Origin of the sequence: Mycolicibacter nonchromogenicus (assembly GCF_002101775.1) — a bacterium.
GTDB classification, from domain to species: Bacteria; Actinomycetota; Actinomycetes; order Mycobacteriales; family Mycobacteriaceae; genus Mycobacterium; species Mycobacterium nonchromogenicum.
Genome location: NZ_LQPI01000053.1, coordinates 40,373 through 56,548 on the forward strand (window position 1 = coordinate 40,373; position 16,176 = coordinate 56,548).

The 16,176-nt window shown below is 67.6% G+C and carries 16 protein-coding genes and 1 tRNA gene; 6 read left to right on the plus strand and 11 right to left on the minus strand.

The window, feature by feature from the left end; all coding sequences use genetic code 11:
• Nucleotides 1–63: 63 nt before the first annotated feature.
• The 8 genes from AWC18_RS14770 to AWC18_RS14805 all read right to left on the minus strand — a co-directional run bounded on the left by AWC18_RS14770 (nucleotide 64) and on the right by AWC18_RS14805 (nucleotide 8,470).
• Nucleotides 64–2,877 carry a DEAD/DEAH box helicase gene (locus AWC18_RS14770; protein WP_085139216.1) on the minus strand — a complete coding sequence of 938 codons (2,814 nt, stop codon included), beginning with the start codon at nucleotides 2,875–2,877 and terminating at the stop codon, nucleotides 64–66.
• Nucleotides 2,870–3,778: a twin-arginine translocase subunit TatC gene (tatC, locus tag AWC18_RS14775; protein WP_085139217.1), complete on the minus strand. Its 909-nt coding sequence runs from the start codon at nucleotides 3,776–3,778 to the stop codon at nucleotides 2,870–2,872. Before tatC ends, AWC18_RS14770 begins: the two co-directional genes overlap by 8 nt.
• Before the next feature lie 39 nt (nucleotides 3,779–3,817).
• Nucleotides 3,818–4,048 carry a Sec-independent protein translocase subunit TatA gene (gene tatA, locus AWC18_RS14780; protein ID WP_085139218.1) on the minus strand — a complete coding sequence of 77 codons (231 nt, stop codon included), beginning with the start codon at nucleotides 4,046–4,048 and terminating at the stop codon, nucleotides 3,818–3,820.
• Between the two features lie 148 nt (nucleotides 4,049–4,196).
• Nucleotides 4,197–4,427 (minus strand): DUF2510 domain-containing protein, encoded by a 231-nt coding sequence (locus AWC18_RS14785; protein WP_085139219.1) that lies wholly within the window; start codon nucleotides 4,425–4,427, stop codon nucleotides 4,197–4,199.
• Nucleotides 4,424–5,371: a helix-turn-helix transcriptional regulator gene (locus tag AWC18_RS14790; RefSeq protein WP_085139220.1), complete on the minus strand. Its 948-nt coding sequence runs from the start codon at nucleotides 5,369–5,371 to the stop codon at nucleotides 4,424–4,426. The genes AWC18_RS14785 and AWC18_RS14790 overlap by 4 nt, the downstream gene beginning before the upstream one ends.
• Nucleotides 5,368–6,366, minus strand: coding sequence for a helix-turn-helix transcriptional regulator (locus AWC18_RS14795; protein ID WP_085139221.1), 999 nt, complete (start codon nucleotides 6,364–6,366; stop codon nucleotides 5,368–5,370). The genes AWC18_RS14790 and AWC18_RS14795 overlap by 4 nt, the downstream gene beginning before the upstream one ends.
• A gap of 59 nt (nucleotides 6,367–6,425) precedes the next feature.
• Entirely contained in the window at nucleotides 6,426–7,784 is a 1,359-nt protein-coding gene (gene pafA, locus AWC18_RS14800) for a Pup--protein ligase (protein ID WP_109470253.1), read from the minus strand.
• Nucleotides 7,785–7,846: 62 nt separating this feature from the next.
• Entirely contained in the window at nucleotides 7,847–8,470 is a 624-nt protein-coding gene (locus tag AWC18_RS14805) for a two-component system response regulator PdtaR (protein WP_064996159.1), read from the minus strand.
• Between the two features lie 79 nt (nucleotides 8,471–8,549).
• Here AWC18_RS14805 and AWC18_RS14810 point away from each other — a divergent pair.
• Nucleotides 8,550–8,626 (plus strand) — tRNA-Leu (locus AWC18_RS14810).
• Between the two features lie 182 nt (nucleotides 8,627–8,808).
• Entirely contained in the window at nucleotides 8,809–9,378 is a 570-nt protein-coding gene (locus AWC18_RS14815) for a hypothetical protein (RefSeq protein WP_131810615.1), read from the plus strand.
• A gap of 6 nt (nucleotides 9,379–9,384) precedes the next feature.
• On the opposite strand, the gene AWC18_RS14820 is transcribed toward AWC18_RS14815, so the two are convergent.
• Nucleotides 9,385–9,711: a YnfA family protein gene (locus tag AWC18_RS14820; RefSeq protein WP_064996161.1), complete on the minus strand. Its 327-nt coding sequence runs from the start codon at nucleotides 9,709–9,711 to the stop codon at nucleotides 9,385–9,387.
• 78 nt (nucleotides 9,712–9,789) lie between these two features.
• On the opposite strand from AWC18_RS14820, the gene AWC18_RS14825 reads away from it, so the two are divergent.
• The 4 genes from AWC18_RS14825 (at nucleotide 9,790) to AWC18_RS14840 (ending at nucleotide 13,832) form a co-directional block, all read left to right on the plus strand.
• Nucleotides 9,790–11,100, plus strand: a complete 1,311-nt coding sequence (locus tag AWC18_RS14825; protein ID WP_064996162.1) for an adenylate/guanylate cyclase domain-containing protein — start codon at nucleotides 9,790–9,792, stop codon at nucleotides 11,098–11,100.
• Between the two features lie 180 nt (nucleotides 11,101–11,280).
• The gene (locus AWC18_RS14830) at nucleotides 11,281–12,534 is read left to right on the plus strand and encodes an alpha/beta hydrolase (RefSeq protein ID WP_109470254.1); all 1,254 of its coding nucleotides are present in this window, start codon (nucleotides 11,281–11,283) and stop codon (nucleotides 12,532–12,534) included.
• Nucleotides 12,535–12,582: 48 nt separating this feature from the next.
• Nucleotides 12,583–13,164: an HdeD family acid-resistance protein gene (locus AWC18_RS14835; RefSeq protein ID WP_085139222.1), complete on the plus strand. Its 582-nt coding sequence runs from the start codon at nucleotides 12,583–12,585 to the stop codon at nucleotides 13,162–13,164.
• A 104-nt stretch (nucleotides 13,165–13,268) separates the two neighbouring features.
• The gene (locus AWC18_RS14840; protein WP_064996164.1) at nucleotides 13,269–13,832 is read left to right on the plus strand and encodes a DUF4190 domain-containing protein; all 564 of its coding nucleotides are present in this window, start codon (nucleotides 13,269–13,271) and stop codon (nucleotides 13,830–13,832) included.
• 4 nt (nucleotides 13,833–13,836) lie between these two features.
• Here AWC18_RS14840 and AWC18_RS14845 read toward each other — a convergent pair whose 3' ends face one another.
• Complete coding sequence (locus AWC18_RS14845; protein ID WP_064996165.1) at nucleotides 13,837–14,715, minus strand: acyl-CoA thioesterase II; 879 nt, start codon at nucleotides 14,713–14,715, stop codon at nucleotides 13,837–13,839.
• Entirely contained in the window at nucleotides 14,715–16,133 is a 1,419-nt protein-coding gene (pyk, locus tag AWC18_RS14850) for a pyruvate kinase (protein ID WP_085139223.1), read from the minus strand. The genes AWC18_RS14845 and pyk overlap by 1 nt, the downstream gene beginning before the upstream one ends.
• Nucleotides 16,134–16,176 lie beyond the last annotated feature (43 nt).

Here is a 16,176-nt window from a genome sequence, read left to right on the forward strand (position 1 = left end):
CAAGTCCTCTCACATAGCGGGTGCTGATCACCGCCGGCTCTCCACCGTAGCGCCCGGACCAGCCTACCCGGCGTCAACGGCGACGACCCCGCGCAAAACCGTGTCGATCGCCTGTTTTGCTGTGGCACGCAACTCGGGACTGGGTGCGGCATTGCGCAACTGATCCAGCAGGTCGAGCACTTGACGGCACCAGCGCACGAAATCGCCCGCCGACAACGGTGTGCCCCCGCCGGCCGCATCGGAAGCCGCCAGTGCCGAGGCCAGATCGCCGCTGCGCGCCCACCGGTAGACCGCGGCGACAAACCCGTCGTCGGGTTCCCGGGTCGGGTTGATGCCGTGCCGGCGCTCGTCGGCTCGCAACGCCGACGAGAGCTTGCGGGTCTGCTGCAGTGCCCGGCGCACCGCCTCGGTGGGCGCCTGCAAAGTCGGCGGGCCACCGGGGCCGTCAGTGCCGCGCGTCTCGTAGAGCACCGCAGAGACCACCGCAGCCAATTCCGGCGGCTTGAGGCCCTCCCACGCGCCGGTGCGCAGGCACTCGGCAACCAGAAGGTCGCTCTCGCTGTAGATCCGAGCCAGCATCCTGCCGTCCTCGGTGACGCGGGGATCACCATCGGCCGGGGTGATCGCGTCGGTGCCTTCGCCGGCCCGGATGAAGCCGCGTTCGGTCAGCAGGCCGACGATGCGGTCGAAGGTGCGTGCCAGCGAGTTGGTGGCCGCCTCGACTTTCCTGCGCAACTGCGCATTGTCGGCTTCCACTCGCAGGTAGCGCTCGGCGAGGCGCACCTGGGCTTCGCGATCGGGGGCGTCGTGGACGGGATGGTCACGCATGCGCTGGCGCAGCGCGGTCAGCTCCGGATCCGCCGGAGCGTCATCTGCGTCGCCGCGGCGGCGCCGCCCGCTGGGAACGTCCAGGCCTGCAGCCGCGGAGCGCAGTGCCGAGGCCAGGTCGCGGCGAACGCGCGGCTGGCGGTGCTCCACCCGCTTGGGCAGGCTCATGGTGCCGATCGGCGGGACGGCACCCGAATAGTCCGCCGTGGAGATGCGGCCGGCCCAGCGATGCTCGGTGAGCACCAGTGGGCGTGGTTCATCGGAATCCCGATCGGCCTGCAGCACCACCGCCAGTCCGCCGCGACGGCCATGGCTGAGGTTGATGATGTCGCCGCGGCGCAGCGCCGCCAGTGCGTCACTGGCGGCGCGACGGCGTTGCAGCCGCGAGGCCCGCGCCTGGGCGCGTTCACGTTCGGAGATCTTCGCCCGCAACCGGGCGTAGTCGAGCACTGCCGAGTCGCGCCCACCGAACTCGGCGGCGATCTCGTCGAGGGTGCGTTCACCGCGCTCGGCGCTGCGCACCAGTCCGACCACAGAGCGGTCGGCCTGGTATTGCGCGAACGACTGCTCCAGCAGCTGGTGGGCCTGCTCGGGTCCCATGTGCTGCACCAGGTTGATCGTCATGTTGTAGGACGGCGCGAAGGAGCTGCGCAGCGGGAACGTGCGCGTGGATGCCAGTCCGGCTACCTGGTCGGGGTCGGCGGTGCTCTCCCCCGGGTGCCACAGCACCACCGCGTGGCCTTCGATGTCGATGCCGCGCCGGCCGGCCCGGCCGGTCAGCTGGGTGTACTCCCCCGGTGTGAGCGCGGCGTGCTGCTCACCGTTGAACTTCACCAGCCTCTCGAGCACCACGGTGCGGGCCGGCATGTTGATCCCGAGCGCCAGCGTTTCGGTGGCGAACACGGCTTTGACCAAGCCCGCGGCGAACAGTTCCTCGACGGTGTGGCGAAACACCGGCAGCAGCCCGGCGTGGTGGCCGGCCAAGCCCCGCAACAGCCCCTCGCGCCATTCGTAGTAGCCCAGCACGTCCAGGTCGTCGTCGGCCAGATCGCCGCAGCGGTGGTCGATCACCTCGGCGATGCGGGCCCGTTCGGATTCGGTGGTCAGCCGCAGGGGCGAGCGCAGGCACTGCTTGACCGCAGCGTCGCAGCCGGCCCGGGAGAACACGAAGGTGATCGCCGGCAGCAGACCCGCGGACTCCAGGACCGCGATCACGTCCGGGCGCATCGGCGGGCGATAGGTCGGCCGATCTGTGCGGCCGGTGCCACCGCGCCGCGGGCGCCGGTCGCTGCCCCAATCGGTGAGCCGGTCGGCTTCGCGGCGATGGGCGATGTGGCGCAGCAGCTGCGGGTCCACCCGCGGCCGGCCCCCCGCGGCGCCGGCACCCGAATCCGGCCGGGTCTCAAACAGATCGAAGAGCCGCCGACCGACCATCATGTGCTGCCACAGCGGTACCGGGCGATGTTCGTCGACCACGACAGCGGTGTCGCCGCGCACCGTTTGGATCCAGCCGCCGAATTCCTCGGCGTTGCTGACCGTCGCCGAGAGGCTGACCAGCCGCACCTCTTCGGGCAGGTGCAGGATGACCTCCTCCCACACCGCGCCGCGCATCCGGTCCGCCAGGAAGTGCACCTCGTCCATGACGACGTGGGAAAGACCATGCAGTGCTGAAGAATTCGCGTACAGCATGTTGCGCAGCACCTCGGTGGTCATCACCACCACCGGTGCATTCGAGTTGATCGACAGGTCACCGGTCAGAAGGCCCACCCGATCTTTGCCGTTCCGGGCCACCAGGTCGGTGTGCTTCTGGTTGCTCAGCGCCTTGATCGGCGTGGTGTAGAAGCACTTCCCGCCACCGGCCAGGGCGAGGTGCACCGCGAACTCGCCGACGACGGTCTTGCCCGCGCCGGTGGGAGCACACACCAGCACACCCCGGCCGTCCTGCAGGGCCTCGCAGGCCCGACGCTGGAAACCGTCCAGTCCGAACGGCAATTCGGCGATGAAGCGACTCAGCTCGGTCTGTCCGGGCGTCTCCGGCGGACTACTCATGCGGCGCGGTGACCGGGGTGGGCGCCTCGAGGGGCGAGGCTTGGTCGTCGGACAGCGCGGTGGCCGACTCCCGCTTGGCTTTGCGCTTGTCGTGCAACCGGGCGATCTGGATGGCGAACTCCTGCAGCAGGCTCAGCGTGCAGCCCAGCACGATCATCGAGAACGGGTCCGAGCCCGGGGTGAAGAACGCGGCGAACACGAACATCGCGAAGATCAGCCCGCGGCGCCACTCCTTGAGCCGCTCGTAGCTGATCACGCCGACCATGTTGAGCATCACGATCAGCAGCGGGAACTCGAAGCTGATCCCGAAAACCACCAGCAAATTGAGTAGGAACCCGAAATAGCGATCGCCCGATAGAGCGGTCACCTGGACGTCGCTGCCGACGGTCAGCAGGAATCCGAGCGCCTTGGACAGCACCAGGTAGGCCAGGATGGCGCCGGTGACGAACAGCATGGCCGCCGAGACGACGAACGCCACCGCGAAGCGCCGCTCCTTGCGGTACAGGCCCGGGGTGATGAACGCCCACAGTTGGTAGAACCAGACCGGGCAGGCCAGCACGATTCCGGCGGCCAGTCCCACCTTGAGTCGCAGCATGAACTGGTCGAACGGCGCGGTCGCCAGCAACCGGCACTGCCCGTCGTGAGCGATCTCCGCCCGCGACGAGGCCGGCAGCTCGCAGTAGGGATGACGCAGCCACTCGCCGAGGCTGTCCAGCCCGAAGAGCGGCTGGGTGTACCAGATGAAACCGACGATCGTGGTGAGCACGATCGCTGCCATGGAGATCAGCAACCGGGTGCGTAGCTCCCGCAGGTGATCGACGAGCGACATCGTCCCGTCGGGATTCGTGCGGCTACGCCGCTGACGGGGGTCGAGCCGCCGCAGAAATCCGAGCGTGCGCACAGTCGAATGGGGCGCGGTCGCCGCGACGGCGGGACCGGGTTACGCCGACTGGCCGCCGGCTGCCGGCGGATCGACCCGCTCGGACGCGACGGTGGTCGAGGTGGCAGTCGAATCCGGCTTGTTCTCGTTCTGCAGCTCGCGGACCTCGGACTTGAAGATGCGCAGCGACTTGCCGAGCGAGCGTGCCGCATCGGGCAGTCGCTTGGCGCCGAAAAGAATGATCACGGCGACGGCGAGGATCGCCAGGTGCGACGGTCCTAAAGCGTTCACTTTGGTTACCTCCAGACGTCGCCACGATGCTACCGCAGCTCGGGGGCCCGGCGGTTCAGCGAGGCTCGACGAAGGAGAGCCGGAGCTGGAACCGCCGCATGAACCGGGCGGTTCAGCGAGGCTCGACGAAGGAGAGCCGAAGCTGGAACTAACCCGGTGGGGCGTCCCGCGGCCGGGTCTCGTCGGTCCAGCTCTGGCCGTCGAAGTAGCGCAGCTGCTCGGCGTCAGACGGATCGGGATACCAGTCCGGAATCACGGGCAGCTGCTCAGCGCGCGTCACTCTGGCCTTGACCAGAAAAACGATGGCCACCACGATTCCCACCATCACGGCCAGAAAGACGAGGTCGGCCACGAGGGTTCCGGCGGTGTAGGCCGTCACGGGCTGACCTCATACATCGCCAGTGCGGCGGTTGACGCCTCACGCAGCCCGGTGACGACCGATTCCGGCGAGATCACCTGCACTTCATCGCCCATACCCAGCAGCAGCCGGATCAGCCACTCATCGGAGGCGTAGGTCAGACGGGCTTCGCGCCAGCCATCGGCGAGCTCGCTGAGATCCTGCATCGGGTAGTACTCGAACATCCACGCCGCCGACGGCGCCACCCGCACGATGGCGACCGGCAGCGACGGGTCGGCATCGAAGAGCGAGGTGTCGGTTTCGGCCTGCAGCGCCGGCTCCGGCGGTGCCGACGGCTCGTCGAGCAGTCGGACGTCGTCAATGCGGTCGAACCGGAACAACCGCACGCCCTGGGAGTCGCGGCACCACGCCTCCAGGTAACTGTGTGCGCCGATCAACACCACCCGGATCGGGTCCACGACCCGATGCGACATGCTGTCGCGGGACGCCGCGTAGTAGTCGATTGCCAGCGCTCGGTGCTGCTGGACGCCGTCGCGGACCAGGTCGGCGGCCGACGGGTCGTGGGTGACTGAGACGGGCCCTGCCGGTGCTGCGGCGCCGGCGGCCTCCTCGATCTTGGCGATCGCACTGCGGGCGGCCCGTGGGTCGACGATGCCGGGCATGTCGACCAGGGTGCGCAACGCCATCAGCAGGACCGTGGCCTCCCGCGACGTCAGCCGCAGTGGCCGATCGACTCCGGCAGATTGGAACACGTCCAGACGGTCCTCATAGAACGTCACGTCGATCAGATCGCCGGGGTCGTAGCCGGGCAGGCCGCACACGGCCAACTGCTCCAGGTCGCTCTGCAGCTGGCTGAGGCTCACGCCGAGTTCGGCGGCGGCCTGCTTCTTGGTGATCCCGGGGCGGGCCTGCAGGTACGGCACCATGTTCAGTAGCCGCACCAGGCGTTTCGACAGCTGGGTCACACCGGCACCTCCCCCGCGCGGGCGCTCAGGCGCGCCACCACGTCGTCACGTAGGGACGGCGGGTCCAGGACAACGGCATCAGCCCCGTAACCGGCGATCTCCCTGGCCAACCGGTCATAGGTTCCGATGTCGACGCCGATGATGTCGCCGTCACGGCCGGTGAGTGTCTGGCGGGCCAGCACGGTGCCGGCCCGGCGCAGCGCCACGGCCCGGCCATCGGCGACCCAGATGCGTGCCTGCAGCCCGCTGGGCGCATCGCCGACGGCCTCGGCGACGATCGCGCGCAGGTCGGCGTCGTCGGGCCGGGTGACGGCGCCGGCCGGCCCGATCGGCCGAACGTCCGGGCCGATCCTCGACATCCGGAAGGTGCGTACCGCGTTGCGGTCGCGATCGTGGCCGACCACGTACCAGCGGCCGGTGTGGGTGACCACGCCCCACGGTTCGAGGGTGCGGGTGACGTAGGGCTCGACCGGTGAGGGGCGGTGCTCGAACTGCACAGCCTGTCCCGCCTGGACGGCATCCATCAGCGCGCCCAGCGCCGGTTCGGCCCGGTGTATTCCCGGCAGCGCTGTCGGCGGCGCCACCAGCACGTCGGCCTGCTTCGCGTCCACGTCGATACCGGCGGCATGAAGTTTGGCGACGGCGCCCTCGGCGTTGGCGCGCAGCTCCGGTGACTGCCACAGCTGAACCGCGATCGCCACCGCGGCGGCCTCTTCGCGGGTCAGGTCGATGGCCGGCAGGGCGTAGGCGTCGGGGTTGATCCGGTATCCCTCCACCGTCTCGAACGCCGACACCTTGCCGGTCTCCAGCGGAATGCCGAGGTCCCGCAGCTCGTTCTTGTCACGCTCGAACATCCGGGAGAACGCCTCGTCGCTGGGGCTTTCGCCGTAGCCCTTCACGGTGGCGCGGATCTTCTCCGCGGTCAGATAGCGGCGGGTGGCCAGCAACGCGATGACGAGATTGAGTAGTCGCTCGACCTTCGCAGTTGGTGCCATGACAAGACAGAATAAGGCGCGCGGGTTACGCAGGTGTTTAGTTGCAGGTCTCGGGTCCGCTACATGCTGGCGATCAGGCGCTTGACCCGCTCGTCGACCGACCGGAAGGGGTCCTTGCACAGCACGGTGCGCTGGGCCTGGTCGTTGAGCTTGAGGTGCACCCAGTCGACGGTGAAGTCACGGCCGGCCGCCTGTGCGGCACTGATGAATTCACCGCGCAGTTTGGCACGGGTGGTCTGGGGCGGGGTGTCGACGGCCTCGTCGACTTCCTCGTCGGTGGTGACACGGGTGGCCAGTCCCTTGCGCTGCAGCAGATCGAACACGCCGCGGCCGCGCTTGATGTCGTGATAGGCCAGGTCCAGCTGGGCGATCTTGGGATCGGAGAGCTCCATGTTGTAGCGGTCCTGGTAGCGCTGGAACAGCTTTCGCTTGATCACCCAGTCGATCTCGGTGTCCACCTTGGCGAAGTCCTGCGTTTCCACGGCGTCGAGCTGGCGGCCCCACAGATCGATGACCTGCTCGAGCTGGGGGTTGCTGGCCCGGGTCTGCACGTACTCCACCGCCCGCCCGTAGTACTCGCGCTGGATGTCGAGAGCACCGGCCTGACGACCGCCGGCCAGGCGAACCGGCCGCCGGCCGGTGATGTCGTGACTGACCTCGCGGATCGCCCGGATCGGGTTGTCCAACGAGAAGTCCCGGAAGGACACCCCCGCTTCGATCATCTCCAGCACCAGTGCCGCACTGCCCACCTTGAGCAGAGTCGAGGTCTCGGACATGTTGGAGTCGCCGACGATGACGTGCAGGCGCCGGTACTTCTCGGCGTCGGCGTGCGGCTCGTCGCGGGTGTTGATGATCGGCCTGGACCGGGTGGTCGCGCTCGAGACGCCTTCCCAGATGTGCTCGGCACGCTGGGACAGGCAGAACGTGGCGGCTTTGGGGGTCTGCAGCACCTTGCCGGCGCCGCAGATCAGCTGGCGGGTCACCAGGAACGGCAGCAGCACGTCGGAGATCCGGGAGAATTCCCCGGCCCGCACGATCAGATAGTTCTCGTGGCAGCCGTAGGAGTTGCCCGCCGAATCGGTGTTGTTCTTGAACAGGTAGATGTCGCCGCCGATGCCCTCATCGGCCAGCCGCTGCTCGGCGTCGATCAGCAGGTCTTCCAGGACACGTTCGCCGGCGCGGTCGTGGGTGACCAGCTGAATCAGGTTGTCGCACTCGGCGGTGGCGTACTCAGGATGACTTCCGACATCGAGATACAACCGAGCTCCGTTGCGCAGGAACACATTCGAACTACGCCCCCACGACACCACCCGGCGGAACAGATAGCGCGCCACCTCGTCGGGCGACAACCTCCGATGGCCGTGGAAGGTGCAGGTGACACCGAACTCCGTCTCAATGCCCATGATTCTGCGCTGCACGCCATCGAGCGTACTGGTTGAACCAGCGCCGCGGGGCTCAGCTGCAGTTGGTGGCGTGGCGATCAGGCAGGCGGGTTGGCCGGGCTCGCGACGTTTTCCAGCACCACCTCGGCGACCTGGCGCATGGTGGTCCGCTTATCCATCGCGGCGCGCTGGATCCACTTGAAGGCCTCGGGTTCGGTCAGGCCGTGCACGGTCTGCAGCACGCCCTTGGCCCGCTCCACCAGCTTGCGGGTTTCCAGCTGCTCGGACAGGTTGGTGACCTCGCGCTCCAGGGCGGTGATCTCGTCGGCCCGGCTGACCGCCAGCTCGATGGCCGGTACCAGGTCGCCGGCGGTGAACGGCTTGACCAGATAGGCCATCGCCCCGGCATCACGGGCCCGTTCCACCAGGTCGCGCTGGCTGAACGCGGTCAGGATGACGATCGGTGCGATCCGCTTGGCGGCGATCTCGGACGCCGCGTCGATGCCGTCTCGGCGCGGCATCTTCACGTCGAGGATCACCAGGTCCGGTCGCAGCTGTTCGGCCAGCTCGACCGCTTCCTGCCCGTCGCCGGCCTCGCCCACCACCTCGTAGCCCTCTTCGCGCAACATCTCGGCGAGATCCAGCCGGATCAGCGCCTCATCCTCGGCGATCAGCACCCGCCGGGCTGGGCTCGGGCTGCTGTCGGACGTGGGGTTGGTCATACCCCTATTCTGTCGTGGCTGCCGGCTGGGGCAACCCTGAGGGTCATCGTCTAAGGTGGGAAGCCGCAGATACGCGCTGGCCCTCGTATCCCAACTGGCAGAGGAAACGGATTCAAAACCCGTGCAGTGTGAGTTCGAATCTCACCGAGGGCACCACGAATAAAGAGAGCCGCCCGGTCACGGGGCCGTCGGTCAGCATCTACCGTTCAGACCGATTGTTATTGCGCGCGCTGACCATCAGCCGGCTCACTGCGCGATGGTTTGCCATTAGCACCACCCAAGCTCCTTCGGAAACCTAGACTCGGCCACGCCGGGGTTACGGCAGCCGAGGAGGGCCATTGAGGAAGACCGTGCTGGGCGTACTCATTGCGCTGTTGGGCGTCTCGGTCGGCTTTCTCCTGTGGTCGTCGAACCACGCGTCGGACACCAAGCACGTGCCGGCCAAAGCTCGTGCGCAATACGCGGACGCATCACCCGGCCATGACGGCGGCATCGGTGGCAACCTGCTGCTACAGGGCGACCCGCTGCAAGAGCTCGCTGCCGCACCCAGTGACGACGAGGACTGCGAATCGTGCCAGCTGCCCTTTGTGCCGTTTTTCGGGACGCGGGCCGGCATCAACTGCGAAATCACTTACCGGCGAGCGGATCTGCCCGATTCGGCCTATTGCATGACGGTGAATCCGCCGCAGCACGTATCGATGGACAGCGACGGGGAGTTGTCGATCTGCTCGGACAGCGTCGAGTGCCTGTCCGATCCCCCGTACGACCAACCGATTCTTCCCTTCGGCCAGAGCGCGGATGCCGGCCCGTTCAACTGCCAGTCCGAAGCCACCGGCGTGACCTGCACTGTCGACTCATCCGGCCGCGGCTTCGTGATCTCAGGCGCGGGCATCGAACCGGTCGGCTGATGCGCCTCAGCGCGGCCAATACATGATCACGCCCACCCCGATCAGACAGATCAGCGCACCCAGCACGTCGGCCCGGTCGGGTCGGAATCCGTCGAACGCCATTCCCCAGGCCAGCGAGCCGGCGACGAACACCCCACCGTAGGCGGCCAGGATTCGCCCGAATTGGGCCTCGGGCTGCAGTGTTGCCACGAAGCCGTACAGCCCCAGCGCGATGACCCCGGCCCCAGCCCACAGCAGGCCCCGCTGTTCGCGCACCCCCTGCCACACCAGCCACGCCCCGCCGATTTCGGCGATGGCGGCCAACACGAACAGCGCGACGGATCGCATCACCATGAGGCCTGACCCTAGAGGCACAGCTCCCGGCCTGGTGAAACCGCCAACGGCCACGTCGGGCGGATTAGGCTGTCGGTTGTGTCCGTCAAGCGGTTCCTCGCGGTGCCTGCCGAGGCGCAGAGCCCCTACCGGCGCACACACTGCATACCGGCCCGCACTCGGCACTACGCGGCCCGGGTGTCGCAACGACTGCGGATCCTCAAGTTGTCTGCCGGGCTGGCCGCGCTCATCAGCGCGGGCTGGGGATTGCTGGAGATCTGGGTGGACCCCAAGTACTGGTGGATCGGCGCGATCAACCTCGTCGCCGCCGCCGCGCTGGCCCTGACCCCGCTGCTCTACCGCTACGGGGAGCTCATCGCTCCCCTGGCCTTTGTCGGAATCGCCTACCTGACCACCTCCGTCGTCTGCTGGGTGGTGGGAACCGGGTCGGGCATCCAGTTCTACTTCGTGGCGTCCGCCTCGATCAGCGTGTTGATCCTCGGGGTGGACCGAATCAAGCTGGCGGCGGTGGTGGCCGGTATCGGTGCGGCGCTGACGATCGCGCTGCAGTTCTTGGTGCCCCCCGACAACCTGCATCAGCCGCCGTGGCTGCACAACTTGTCGTTTGTGCTGGTTGTGGTCTCGGCGTGTTTCATGATGGTCGCCACCGTCTGGTTCGCGCTGCGCGAGATCGCCCACGCCGAATCGGCGATGGAAGCCGAATACGAGCGCTCCGAAGCCCTACTGGCCAACATCTTGCCCACGACGGTCGCCGACAGGCTGAAAAACCCGGCGGTGGACGTGATCGCCGACAGCTACCCGGACGCCTCGGTGTTGTTCGCCGACATCGCCGACTTCACCCGCCGGGCCAGCCAGACCGACCCCGGCCAGTTGGTCGAATTCCTCAACGAGCTCTACAGCGGGCTGGACCGTCTGGTCGATCAGCACGGCCTGGAGAAGATCAAGACCAGCGGCGACTCCTACATGGTGGTCAGCGGAGTGCCCGATCCACGACCGGATCACCTGCACGCGCTGGCGCGGCTGGCGCTCGACATCGCCGCCACCATCGCCGACCTGCGCGACCCACTGGGCCGGCCCGTGTCCTTGCGGATCGGGCTCGCCACCGGGCCGGTGGTGGCCGGAGTGGTCGGCAATCGCCGGTTCTTCTACGACGTATGGGGCGACGCGGTGAATCTGGCCTCCCGGATGGAATCGACCGGCGTCCCCAACCGCATCCAAGTACCGCAGGAGGTCCACGACCGGCTGCGCGACGACTTCGTGTTCGAGGAGCGCGGTGACATCGACGTCAAAGGCAAGGGCGTCATGCGCACCTGGTTTCTGGTCGACGCCCGTACCCCCGCCGCGCGCGGTCCCGCGGCCCGATCTCTGTCGGCGACCCCAGCGGGCTGACCCGGTGGTTCAGCGAGCCTCGACGCAGGAGAGGCGAAGCTGGGACCGCCGCACAGATCCGGTGGTTCAGCGAGCCTCGACGCAGGAGAGGCGAAGCTGGGACCGCCGCACAGATTCGCTGGTTCGGCCGGTTTCGGTAGGGTGCCGAATCAGGTCGTCCCACAAACGCTGAGGAGCGCAATGCGAAGGCTTTTGGCCGTGCTCGGTTCGCTGGCCGGTCTGGCCAACACCATCAACGGGTATCGCCCGCTGGCAAAGCGTGGATATCCCTCGTTGTACGCCTTCGCCTTCGGCCTGTTCGCCTCGGAGTTGCCGCTGGAGCTCATCGCCGGTCAGTCCGCGGCGTTGGCGGCGATCAGCCGGCGGCTGTCGCCACGGGCCCGGCGGGTCAGTTGGCTGTTGTCGGCGTTGTCGTGGCTGGGGCTTGCGGGGCTGAACTATGCGGGCCGTACCTCCAACAGGCCGTTGACCACGGCACTGGATGCCGAACTCGGTGCGGGACGGCGCACCGAAAGCCGGGATCTGTGGAAGCGGCCGGGGCCGAACGAAGAGATCGCCAAAGCGCCCCGCGGGGTGCGGATGATGCGGGTCTGGAAGGACTACGCCACCGACTCCGACATCCCCTACGGCGAATACGGTGGCCGCAACACCCTCGATGTGTGGCGGCATCGCGACCTTCCCCGCGACGGTCGCGCACCGGTGCTGCTGCAGATTCCCGGCGGCGCCTGGATGGTGGGAAGCAAACGCGGTCAAGCACATCCGCTGATGGCGCACCTGGTGGAACGCGGTTGGGTCTGTGTGTCGATCAACTATCGACTGAGCCCGCGGTCCACCTGGCCCGACCACATCGTGGATGTCAAGCGGGCACTGGCGTGGACCAAGGCGCACATCGCCGAATACGGCGGCGACCCGGACTGGGTCGCGGTGACTGGTGGCTCCGCGGGCGGGCATCTGTGCGCCCTGACTGCGTTGACCGCCAATGATCCCCGGTTTCAGCCGGGCTTCGCCGACGCCGATACCAGCGTGCGCGCGGCGATCCCGTTCTACGGGATCTATGACTTCACCGGCGAGACCGGATTGCACCCGCTGCTGACACCGGCGTTGGGCGCCTACATCTTCAAGCAGAGCCGGCGGCGCTTCCCGGAGACCTACCGCGACGCCTCCCCCATGACCTATATCGCCCCCGATGCACCACCGTTTTTCGTCCTGCACGGGACCAATGACTCGTTGGTGCCGGTGGAGCAGGGCCGCGAATTCGCCGACCGGCTACGAAAAGTCAGCACGAACCCGGTGGTCTATGCCGAGTTGCCCTTGGCCCAGCACGCTTTCGACATCTTCGGCTCGCCAAGAGCCGCACACACGGCGGTAGCCGTCGAGCACTTCCTCGCCGAAATCTATGCGAGGCAGACCACACAAGCCATCTCCGGTCACTGAACGCTGAAATCCCGGCCGCAGCGCGGCATCTGTGTCAGACTGCGGCCCATGGAAATGAACCTGCTGCCGAATCTGTGGAAGGCGACACTGGTTTCCGGTGTCGTGGCCGTCGTCTTGGGTGTACTGGTCCTGGCCTGGCCGGGCCGGACCATCCTTGCCGCCGCTGTGCTGTTCGGGGTGTACCTGGTCGTCACCGGAGTCGCGCAGGTGATCTCCGCTTTCAGCCTTCCCGTCATGTCCGCCGGCGGACGGGTGCTGCTGTTCCTCAGCGGTACCGCATCGGTGATTCTGGCGGTGCTGTGCTTCCGGCACTTCAAGTCGGACGAAGAAGCCCTGGCGGTACTGCTGCTGGCCATCTGGATCGCGGTCGGCTTCATCTTCCGTGGGGTGGCGACTGCCGTGGCGGCCATCAGCGACCCGGCGCTGCCCGGCCGCGGATGGCAGATCTTCACCGGCGCGGTCAGTCTGCTGGCCGGTCTGGTGACGCTGGCGTCGCCGTTCGCGTCGCTGTGGGTGCTGGCGGTGGTCGTCGGCAGCTGGCTGATCGTCATCGGCGCCGTGGAGATCGTCACCGCACTCAGGATTCGCGGCGCGTCCCGCAAGGTGGCCACCGCACTGTCGGCCGGGTAACCGGGGTCCCACAGTCCACGGCCGCCGCCGGCGGGCTGTCGCGGGTACCCTGAGTGCTGGTCCGTTTTCACAACTGCCTGAAGCTCTGATGTGGAGTCTGCTCAATGCCCGAGTCCGGCATGCCCTCGCTGTCGCCTGAGTCTCAGCCGTCCTGGCCCTCGCCCGGCGGTAGCTACCCCCCGCCGGGCTACCCGTACCCGTATCCGGCACCCGGGCAGTACCCCGGTTATCCCGCGCCAGGGGCGCCGGCGGTGCTCAAGAACGGCATGGGCATCGCAGCCCTGATCGTGGCGATTGCCGGCATCGTCACCGCGTTGTCGGTGGTCGGTGGCGTGGGACTGGGCCTGACGGCCATCGTGCTCGGGCTCATCGGCCGCGGCCGCGCCAAGCGAGGGGAAGCCGACAACGGCGGCGTCGCGCTCGCCGGGATCGTCCTGGGCGCGCTGGCGGTGATCGCCGGTATCGGCTGCATCTTCATCTACGTCGGTATTTGGCGGACCGCAGGCGCCGGCGACTACGTGGAGTGCATGAGCAAGGCCGGTTCGGACGCCGCCGCCCAGCAGCAGTGCACCGAGAAATTCCGCGAACACTTCGAAAACACCTTCGGCAGCGGGGCCGACGCCCCCAGGGTGCAGGAGGAGACGGACTCCACGCTGATGCCGGCCTGACGGCCTAGCGTTTGGCGCTCGGGAAGTACTTCAGCACGCCCTCTTGCGTGACGGTGGCCAGCAGCTGCCCGGACCGGTCGAAGAAGTGTCCGGTGCCCAACCCGCGGGAGTCCGCCGCCACCGGTGACGACGTCGAGTACAGCACCCAGTCGTCAAACCGTATCGGCCGGTGAAACCACAGCGTGTGGTTGGCGCTGGCCGCGAAGATCCGGTCGAACCCCCAGGACAGGCCATGGGTGGTGATGATCGAGTCGAGCACCGTGGTGTCCGACGAATAGACCATCATCGCTGCGTGCAGCACCGGGTCCTCGGGGATCGGCCCGTCGGCCTTCACCCAGACCCGGTTGTGGTCCAGCTGACCGCCCTTGTCGCGCATCACCCAGGCGGGGTCGTTGGTGTAGCGCCATTCGATCGGGTGCGGCGCCTTGACGAAGCCCGGGACCACTTCCTCGTAGCCGGTGAGCAGTTCACTCAACCGGGGCAAAGCCTCGGGCTCAGCGACCGTGGGAGCCTCGACGCTGTGTTCCAGCCCCGCCCCACCGGAGAGATAAGAGACCATCGACGTGGCGATCAGGGTGTCACCCTGCAGTGCGTCGACCCGGCGGTTGGCGAACCGGCGTTCATCGCGCAGTCGGTGCACCCGGAATTCGATGTCGCGCGTCGGATCGCCACCATTGATGAAGTGGACCGACAATGCGCCCGGCGGCAGATGCTCGGCGACGGTGCGGCTGGCCGCCACGAACGACTGGGCCATCAGTTGGCCGCCGAAGGTGCGCAACGGCGTCTTGCTCGGGTGCGATCCGACGAAGACGTCGTCGTCGGCATTCGTGAGGGCCAGTACGGCCAACAGCTCCTCGAGATCCGTATTCGGCTCGGACGACACTAGATGTCGTCCTCCCCGATCCGGTGCACGTGAATCATGTTGGTCGAGCCCTCCGTTCCCGGCGGGGCCCCCGCGACGATGACCATCAGATCGCCACGCTCGTAGCGGCCCAGATCGAGCAGTGCCTTGTCCACCTGGCGAATCATGCCGTCGGTGGAGTGTGCCTGCGGGACGATGAAAGTCTCTGTCCCCCAGGTCATCGCCAACTGGCTGCGGACCTCGGGCATCGCGGTGAACGCCAACAACGGCAGCGGGGTGTGCAGCCGAGCCAACCGGCGCACGGTGTCGCCCGACTGGGTGAACGCCACCAATGCCTTGGCGTCCAAGCGCTCACCGATCTCGCGTGCCGCGAAGGAGATCACGCCCCGCTTGGTGCGCGGCACGTGCGTCAACGGTGGTGCCGCCGTGGAATTCTGCTCCACCGCGCAGATGATCCGGCTCATGGTCCGCACCGCATCCAGGGGGTGCTTGCCCACCGCCGTCTCGCCGGACAACATCACCGCGTCGGCCCCGTCGAGCACCGCGTTGGCCACGTCGGACGCCTCCGCCCGGGTGGGCCGGAAGTTCTCGATCATCGACTCCAGCATCTGGGTGGCCACGATCACCGGGCGCGCGTTCTCACGTGCCACCTGGATGACCCGCTTCTGCACCAGCGGCACCTCTTCGAGTGCCAGCTCCACGCCCAGATCGCCGCGGGCCACCATGACGGCGTCGAACGCCAGGACCACGGCCTCAAGGTTCTCGATGGCCTCCGGCTTCTCCAACTTGGCGACCACCGGGACGCGGCGGCCGACCCGGTCCATCACCTCGTGCACCAGCTCCACGTCCGACGGCGAGCGCACGAACGACAGGGCCACGATGTCCACGCCGAGCGTCAGCGCGAACTCCAGGTCCTCGATGTCCTTTTCCGACAGCGCCGGAGCGGAGACCTTCATGCCCGGCAGTGACAGGCCCTTGTTATTGCTGACCGGACCACCATCGGTGACCGTGCAGACCACGTCGTCACCGTCGATGTGCTCCACCACCAGGCCGACCTTGCCGTCGTCGACCAGCACCCGGTCGCCCGGTGCTGCATCAGCGGCGAGCTGCTTGTAGGTGGTCGACACCCGATCGTGGTCGCCGGGGCAGTCGGCGACGGTGATCCGCACCGTCTCGCCGTTGGCCCAGTACACGGGGCCGTCAGCGAAACGTCCCAAGCGGATCTTGGGACCCTGCAGGTCGGCGAGGACACCGACCGCCCGCCCGGTCGCATCCGACGCGGCGCGCACCCACTCGTAGGACGCCTGATGGTCCTCGTGGTCACCGTGGCTGAAGTTCAGCCGGGCCACGTCCATGCCCGCGTCGACCAGAGCCCGGACCATCTCCGCGGAGTTGGTCACGGGACCAAGAGTGCAGACGATCTTTCCGCGTCTATTCACGTCGCCAGCATAGTCGGGCCGGCTGAGCTGAGTTCCTCAGGAA

Coding starts and splice junctions, on each gene's coding strand:
- AWC18_RS14805 (WP_064996159.1), bottom strand. CDS start 8,470: ATGACCAACCCCACGTCCGACAGCAGCCCGAGCCCAGCCCGGCGGGTG.
- AWC18_RS14840 (WP_064996164.1), top strand. CDS start 13,269: ATGCCCGAGTCCGGCATGCCCTCGCTGTCGCCTGAGTCTCAGCCGTCC.
- AWC18_RS14820 (WP_064996161.1), bottom strand. CDS start 9,711: ATGGTGATGCGATCCGTCGCGCTGTTCGTGTTGGCCGCCATCGCCGAA.
- AWC18_RS14795 (WP_085139221.1), bottom strand. CDS start 6,366: ATGGCACCAACTGCGAAGGTCGAGCGACTACTCAATCTCGTCATCGCG.
- AWC18_RS14830 (WP_109470254.1), top strand. CDS start 11,281: ATGCGAAGGCTTTTGGCCGTGCTCGGTTCGCTGGCCGGTCTGGCCAAC.
- AWC18_RS14835 (WP_085139222.1), top strand. CDS start 12,583: ATGGAAATGAACCTGCTGCCGAATCTGTGGAAGGCGACACTGGTTTCC.
- AWC18_RS14770 (WP_085139216.1), bottom strand. CDS start 2,877: ATGAGTAGTCCGCCGGAGACGCCCGGACAGACCGAGCTGAGTCGCTTC.